Here is a 7,497-nt window from a genome sequence, read left to right on the forward strand (position 1 = left end):
TCGAGATGCGCCTTCATCGCTGCCTCGGCACGCGCCGCATCGCCGTCGATGATCGCATCGACGATACCTGCGTGCTCCTGCACGAGATCGGGGTTCGGCGTGTAGGCGCGCGGCGTGCCGCCCTTGCCCGCCTCCAGTTCGACCCGCGGCACGATGCCCGGACGGATCAGCGCAAGGAACTCTGGAAACCGCTTGTTCTGCGTCGCCTGCGCAATCGCGTAGTGGAAGGCGAAATCCGCCTCGCGGGTGTTGCCGCCCTGCTCGAAGGCGGCCGAGACCGCGGCATTGGCCTTGAGGATCGCCTCGATCTGTTGCGCCGAGCGGCGCGTCGCGGCAAGGCCCGCAGCACGGATCTCGAAGGCCGAGCGCAGCTCGAAGAGCTCGATCACCCCTGAAAGCCGCTCCATGTCGAGATCGGCGAAGGGCTGCGCCCGCCGCGCCTGCGCCGGATCGAGCGCGAAGACCCCCGAGCCCTTGCGGGCCTCGACCAACCCTTCCGAGCGCAGCAGGCCGAGCGCCTCGCGCACCACGGTTCGGCTGACCGAATGGGTGCGGGTCAGCTCGGATTCGCTGGGCAGCCGGTCGCCGGGGCGAAACCGTCCGGTCTCGATCTCACGGCGCAAACCTGCGGCGATCGTCTCGGCCCGCGTGCGCGCCGGGTTAGCATCCGGCGCCTGGCCTGTCGGCGAAAATAGCGTGGTCCCGTCGGTCATGTCGTTGCACCTGCGGATTTCTGTACAACAGGAAGGATAGCCGGTTCTCGGCCGTATACACCAGAGAAAACAATCCACTTCGCCGCGCGTTATCGGCAGTCGAGGCAAAGAGACCGCAAAACTCGTTGACCGCGCGTCGCGATGTGTCATACGTTCCTGTTATACAGATTTGCCGCGAGGCTTTGTGGCAGCGCGGAGAGGAGGAGACCACCCGTGATCATCACCGACGTGTCCGTGCGCGTGTTCCGGCACAAGACCCGCCGCCATTCCGACAGCGCGGGCCACGCCCATCCCGGCCCCGAGCACGAGGTGCAACAGGCCATCGTCAGCATCCGCAGCGAGGACGGGGTCGAAGGGCATTCCTTCTGCCCGCCCGAGGTGGCGCGGCCGCATGTGATCGAGAAGTTCGTCAAGAAGGTGCTGATCGGGCAGGACCACCGCGACCGCGAGCGGCTGTGGCAGGATCTGGCGCATTGGCAGCGCGGCTCGGCGGCGCAGCTCACCGACAGGGCGCTCGCGGTGATCGATTGCGCGCTCTGGGACCTCGCGGGTCGTACGCTGAACCAGCCGGTCTACAAGCTGATCGGCGGCTACCGCGACAAGGTGCTGGCCTATGGCTCGATCATGTGCGGCGACGAGATCGAGGGCGGGCTCGCCACGCCCGAGGATTACGGCCGCTTCGCCGAGACGCTGGTGGCGCGCGGCTACAAGGGCATCAAGCTGCACACCTGGATGCCCCCGGTCAGCTGGGCGCCGGACGTGAAGATGGACCTGAAGGCCTGCGCCGCCGTGCGCGAGGCGGTCGGCCCCGAAATCGCGCTGATGATCGACGCCTTCCACTGGTACAAGCGCAGCGAGGCGCTGGAACTGGGCCGCGGGCTGGAAAAGCTGGGCTTTGCCTGGATCGAGGAGCCGATGGACGAGCAGTCCATGTCCTCCTACCGCTGGCTCTCCGAGAACCTCGACATTCCCGTGGTCGGCCCGGAGAGCGCCGCTGGCAAGCACTGGCACCGCGCCGAGTGGATCGCCTCGGGGGCCTGCGACATCCTGCGCACCGGGGTCAACGACGTCGGCGGCATCACCCCGGCGCTGAAGACCATGCACCTGGCCGAGGCTTTCGGCATGGAGTGCGAGGTGCATGGCAATACCGCGATGAACCTGCATGTCGTCGCCGCCACGAAGAATTGCAAGTGGTACGAGCGCGGCCTCTTGCACCCGTTCCTAGAATACGACGACGGACTCGACTACCTCAATGCGCTGTCCGACCCGATGGACCGCGACGGCTATGTCCATGTCCCGGACCGCCCCGGTCTGGGCGAAGACATCAATTTCGACCTCATCGAAAACAACCGCGTCTGCTGAACCGGCGCGGGTCTCTAGAGCTTTGGGAGGAGAACCTATGAGACATTTCCTGACGGGCGTCGCGCTTTCGGCGCTGCTGGCGGGGGCGAGCCCTCTGCTCGCCGAGACGCCGGACGACCAGCTGATCGTCGCCTTCACCATGACCAACGTGCTGACCATGGACCCCGCCGCGATCACCGGCGGCGAGGCGGTGCAGGTGCTCAATAACGTCTACGACGCGCTGGTCGAGCTCGACCCCGAGACCAAGGCACTGATGCCGCGCCTCGCGGAAAGCTGGGAGGTCGGCGAGGACAACCTCAGCATCACCTTCCACCTGCGCCCGGATGCCACCTTTGCTTCGGGCAACCCGGTGACGGCGGCGGACGTGAAATACAGCTTCGACCGGGTCATGACCCTGGGCCAGTCGCAATCCTCGGGGCTCAATTCGCGCGGCTTCACCGCCGAGCGGCTCGACGAGCAGTTCCAGGTGGTGGACGATCACACCTTCCGCATGGTGATGCCCGAGCCGGGCGACCCCAAGATGATCCTGATGTACATCTCGCAGGCCGGCATCGGCTCGATCCTCGACAGCAAACTGGTCGAGGAGCACGCCGGCGACGATCACGGCCAGGGCTGGCTGACCAACAACTCCGCGGGCTCGGGGGCCTTCACGCTGGGCCAGTGGCGCGCCAATGAATACGTGATCCTGACCCGCAACGACGGCTTCTGGGGCGAGTCCCCGGCGATGAAGCGGGTGCTGATGCGCCACCTGCCGGAAAGCCAGAGCCAGCGGCTCGGGCTGCAGCAGGGTGACATCGACGTCGGCTTCAGCCTTGCCGCGCCCGACCTGCGGGCGCTCGAGGCGGACGAGAAGATCACCGTCGAGACCGAGGCCAGCGCCGGGTTCTATTACCTCGCCGCCTCCGTCGCGGACGAGAAATTCGCCGATCCCAAGGTGCGCGAGGCGCTGCGCTACCTGATCGACTACAAGGGCATCAACGGCGCGATCATGCCCTACTTCGGGGTCGAGCGGCAGCGGGTGATCAACTCCACCGCCTTTGGCGCCCTGCCCGATCCGGGCTACGCGCTGGACGTGGAGAAGGCCAAGGCGCTGCTGGCCGAGGCCGGATATCCGGACGGGTTCGACACCACGCTGCGGGTGATCTCGACGCAGGAATTCCTCGACAGCGCCACGGCGATCCAGGGCACGCTGGCGCAGGCGGGGATCAAGGCCGAGATCATCACCGGCGACGGCGGGCAGATCTACGGCGCGATGCGCGACCGGCAGTTCGAGCTTCTGGTCGGGCGCGGCGGCGGCGGCCAGCAGCCGCACCCCGACAGCAACCTGCGCGCGCTGGTCTACAACCCCGACAACAGCCAGGAGGCGGGGCTGACCAACTACCAGAGCTGGCGCACGTCCTACCAGGATGCCGAGCTGAACGGGCTGATCGAAAGCGCGCTGGTCGAGAGAGACGCCGACGCGCAGATCGCCCAGTACCAGGAGATCCAGGAGCTGATCGACCAGAAGGTGACCTCGATCCAGCCCTTCTCGGAGCGGGTGGTGACGGCGGCCTTCCAGGACGATGTCTCGGGGGTGGTGATCGACCCCTGGGTGTCGCGCTTCGAGGACGTGGTGAAGTCGCGCTGACCCCGGCCACAGCGGACGACAACAGGGCGCATCCCGCGGGGTGCGCCTTTTCATGTGCACTGGCGCTTGCCCGGACCGCGGCGCGCCGTTGCCGCCGGGCGGCGCCGCCCACTCCCCTGCTGGCGCACATGAAAACCCCTCCCTGCCGCCCGGCAGGAAGGGGTCGCCATCCCGGTCCCGAATGACCCTTACGCCGCGCCCTCGTAGGCCAGGCTCGCCGCGATCAGCTCCTGCGCGTAGGGGTGCCGGGCCGAGCCATCGAGGATCGCCTCGCGCGGCAGCACCTCGACGATATCCCCCGCCTTCATCACCGCGAAGCGGTCGCACATGTGATCGATCACCGCCAGATCGTGGCTGACCATCACGCAGGTGAACCCCTTCTCCTCGCGCAGCCGGACCAGCAGGTTCAGGATCTCGGCCTGCACCGACACGTCGAGCGCCGAGGTCGGCTCGTCGAGCAGCAGAACCTCGGGCTCGAGGATCAGCGCGCGGGCGATCGCCACGCGCTGCCGTTGCCCGCCCGAAAGCTGGTGCGGGTAGCGGTCGAGGAATTCCACCGGCAAGCCAACGTCGCGCATCGCCTGCGCCAGCCGCTCTTCGGTGTCGCCAAGGCGGTGGATCTTCAGCGGCTCCGACAGCGTGGTGCGCACCGAGTGGCGCGGGTGCAGCGAGCCATAGGGATCCTGGAACACCATCTGCAAGGTCCGGCAGCGCTCCATGAGATCCATCTCGCGCACCGAGCGGTCCCCGACCTTCGCATCACCGCTCCATGTGCCCAGCAGCATCGAGGCGCAGCGCAGCACGGTCGACTTGCCCGAGCCGCTCTCGCCGACCAGGCCGAAGCACTCGCCCGGTGCCACCTCGAAGCTCACCTCGGGCAGGATCGTCACCGCCCCGAAGCGGATCGACATCTTCTCTATGCGGAGCGGTTTCATGCTGGGGCCTCCATGGTCCAGGACGGGTCACGCTGAAGCACCGGCAGCGGCGCGCGGGGCCCGCCGATGCGCGGCTGCGCGGCCAGCAGGCCGCGCGTGTAGGGGTGGGTGGCGCGGTCGAGGTCGCGCGCGTCCAGCGTCTCGACCACCCGGCCCGCGTACATGATCAGCACCCGGTCGCAGAAGTTGCGCACGAGGTTGAGATCGTGGCTGATCATGATCAGCCCGATGCCGCGCTCCTTGACCAGGTCGTCGAGGATCTTCAGCACCTGCAGCCGCACCGTGACGTCGAGCGCCGAGGTCGGCTCGTCTGCGATGACAAGGTCCGGATCGGTGAGCAGCATCATCGCGATCATGATGCGCTGGCCCATGCCGCCCGAGACCTCGTGCGGGTAAAGCCCGTAGACCCGCTCGGGATCGCGGATCTGCACCGCCGCCAGCATCGCCACCGCCTTGTCGTGCGCCGCGCGTTTCGAGCAGCGCACGTGCGTGCGGTAGGCCTCGGCCACCTGATCGCCGCAGCGGCGGATCGGGTTCAGCGAGTACTTGGGGTCCTGCAGGATCATCGACATGCGCGCGCCGCGCAGCTTCAGCATCTGCGCCTCGGAGGCACGCAGCAGGTCGACCCCCTCGAAGCGCATCCGCTCCGCGGACATCTCGGCGTCGGGCAGCAGCTTCATGATCGCGCGGCCGACGGTGGACTTGCCCGAGCCGCTCTCGCCGACGATGCCGAGCCGCTCGCGCCCGAGGGTGAAGCTGACGCCGCGCACCGCCGGCTCCGCCGCGCCGGGGTAGCGCAGCGACAGGCCCTGCACATCGAGAATGGGATCGCTGGTCATGGCCGTCACCTCTTCATCATCTGTTTCGGGTCGAGCGCATCGCGCAGCCCGTCGCCGAGCAGGTTGAACGCAAGGCTGACCGACAGGATCGCGAGACCGGGGAAGGTGACCAGCCACCAGCTGTCGATCATGTAGCGCCGCCCCGTGGCGATCATCGCGCCCCATTCCGGCATCGGCGGCTGCGCCCCGAGGCCGAGAAACCCGAGCCCCGCCGCCGTCAGGATCACCGTCGCCATGTTCAGCGTCAGCCGGATCAGCACCGAGGGCAGGCACATCGGCACGATGCTCTTCCAGATGATCCGCGCCGGGCTCGCGCCCTGCAGCCGAGCCGCCGCGATGTAGTCGGCGCTGCGGAAGGTCATCGTCTCGGCCCGCGCAAGGCGCGCGATCGGCGGCCAGGCGGTGAGCGAGATGGCGATGATCGCGTTGTTGAGACTCGGCCCCAGTGCCGCGACGAAGGCCAGCGACAGGATCAGCGACGGGAAGGACAGGAAGATGTCGGTGACCCGCATCAACGCCACGTCGGTCTTGCCGCCGAAGTAGCCCGCCACGGTCCCCACCAGCAGCCCCAGCGGGCCGACGACGATGGTCACCAGGAAGATGATCGTCAGGGTGATGCGCGATCCGTGCACGAGCCGCGAGAAGATATCGCGCCCCAGCTCGTCGGTGCCGAAGAGATGCGCGCTGTCCGGCGGTGCCAGCGTGTTGGTCAGGTCCTGCAGGTAGGGATCATGCGTGGCAATGAGCGGCGCGAAGAGCGCAGTCAGGATCAGCACCGCCAGCACCAGCAGCCCGAAGGCCGAAGTGGGGGTCTTGGCAAGGAAGCGCAGGATGTTCCCGGCGGCGATCAGCGATTGCGGCCTCCGACGGCGCGTCTCGGCCGCGGGCGTGGTCTCGGACATGGTCATCGGGTCCTCGGGTCGAAGATGCGGTACAGCAGGTCGGACAGGATGTTCAGCGCGATGAAGATCACCCCCACGATCAGAACGCAGGTCATCACCGCGTTCATGTCGCCGATCAGCAGGTTGGAGGTCAGGTACTGACCGAAGCCGGGCCAGGCGAAGACCGTCTCGATCAGCACCGCGCCTTCCAGAAGCGCGCCGTAGGCCAGCGCGACGATGGTCACCAGCTGCACGCGGATATTGCCGAAGGCATGGCGCCAGACGGTCTGGCGGCGGCTCAGACCCTTGACCCGCGCGGTGGTCACATATTCCTGCCCGAGCTGGTCGAGCATGAAGCTGCGGGTCATGCGGGTGATATAGGCCGAAGACGAGTAGCCGAGCAGCGAGGCGGGCAGCACGATGTGGTTGAGCGCCGAGCGGAACACCTCCCATTCGCCGGCAAGCGCGCTGTCGATCAGCAGGAAGTTGGTCCTCTCGGGCACGAGGCCGATGTAGAACTGGCTCATCCTCCCCGAGCCGCCGACCCAGCCGAGCGCGGCGTAGAAGATCAGCAGCCCGATCATCCCGGTCCAGAAGATCGGCATCGAGTGGCCCATCAGGCTGAAGATGCGGATCAGCTGGTCCTGCCAGCGGTCCTTCTTGACCGCCGCGAGCACGCCGAGCGGGATGCCGACCCCGGCGCCGAAGAGAATGGCAAAGGTCGCCAGCTCGATGGTCGCGGGCAGCACGTGCACGATGTCCTGAAGCACCGGCTGGCCGGTGCGGATCGAGGTGCCGAAATCGAAGCTGGCCACGTCGCGCAGGTAGACGAAGAATTGCTCCCACATCGGCCGGTCGAGCCCGAGCTGACGATAGACGGTCTCGTAGACCTCTCGGGTCGCGTCTTCGCCGACGATGGCGCGGACCGGATCGGTGGGCATGATGCGACCGATCACGAAGGTCAGGATGAGCAGGCCGAAAAGCGTGACGAGGATGGATCCCCCCTGCCCGGCCAGCGCCGCCCATCGGCGGCGGGTGTCATAGGTCATGCCAGCTCTTCCTCCCTGATCCGGCACAGGGGCGCGCGGCGCCCTCATGATGTGCGACAAACCTGTTATACAGGATGGCACTTGTCAAGGA

7 protein-coding genes are annotated in these 7,497 nt (G+C 67.3%); 2 read left to right on the plus strand and 5 right to left on the minus strand.

All coding sequences use genetic code 11. The features are described 5' to 3' along the window. Positions 1-713 (minus strand): FadR/GntR family transcriptional regulator (locus IQ782_RS28985; protein ID WP_194138140.1); only part of this gene is annotated, 713 nt, incomplete at its 3' end. Between the two features lie 213 nt (positions 714-926). On the opposite strand from IQ782_RS28985, the gene IQ782_RS28990 reads away from it, so the two are divergent. Both IQ782_RS28990 and IQ782_RS28995 read left to right on the plus strand, forming a co-directional pair. Then, positions 927-2,075 (plus strand): enolase C-terminal domain-like protein, encoded by a 1,149-nt coding sequence (locus IQ782_RS28990; protein WP_194138141.1) that lies wholly within the window; start codon positions 927-929, stop codon positions 2,073-2,075. A 37-nt stretch (positions 2,076-2,112) separates the two neighbouring features. Further along, on the plus strand, positions 2,113-3,702 hold the full coding sequence (locus IQ782_RS28995; RefSeq protein ID WP_194138142.1) for an ABC transporter substrate-binding protein: 1,590 nt from the start codon (positions 2,113-2,115) through the stop codon (positions 3,700-3,702). A 188-nt stretch (positions 3,703-3,890) separates the two neighbouring features. On the opposite strand, the gene IQ782_RS29000 is transcribed toward IQ782_RS28995, so the two are convergent. From IQ782_RS29000 to IQ782_RS29015, 4 genes are read right to left on the minus strand one after another with little or no spacing between them, the layout of a single operon-like run. After that, complete coding sequence (locus IQ782_RS29000; protein ID WP_194138143.1) at positions 3,891-4,637, minus strand: ABC transporter ATP-binding protein; 747 nt, start codon at positions 4,635-4,637, stop codon at positions 3,891-3,893. Further along, positions 4,634-5,476, minus strand: a complete 843-nt coding sequence (locus IQ782_RS29005) for an ABC transporter ATP-binding protein (protein WP_194138144.1) — start codon at positions 5,474-5,476, stop codon at positions 4,634-4,636. The genes IQ782_RS29000 and IQ782_RS29005 overlap by 4 nt, the downstream gene beginning before the upstream one ends. A gap of 5 nt (positions 5,477-5,481) precedes the next feature. Further along, a complete protein-coding gene (locus tag IQ782_RS29010; RefSeq protein WP_176476474.1) occupies positions 5,482-6,384 on the minus strand; it encodes an ABC transporter permease in 903 nt (300 codons plus the stop codon). Next, a complete protein-coding gene (locus IQ782_RS29015; protein ID WP_095880837.1) occupies positions 6,381-7,406 on the minus strand; it encodes an ABC transporter permease in 1,026 nt (341 codons plus the stop codon). The genes IQ782_RS29010 and IQ782_RS29015 overlap by 4 nt, the downstream gene beginning before the upstream one ends. Between the last annotated feature and the right edge of the window lie 91 nt (positions 7,407-7,497).

Origin of the sequence: Salipiger mangrovisoli, assembly GCF_015223355.1 — a bacterium.
Classification (GTDB): Bacteria; Pseudomonadota; Alphaproteobacteria; order Rhodobacterales; family Rhodobacteraceae; genus Salipiger; species Salipiger mangrovisoli.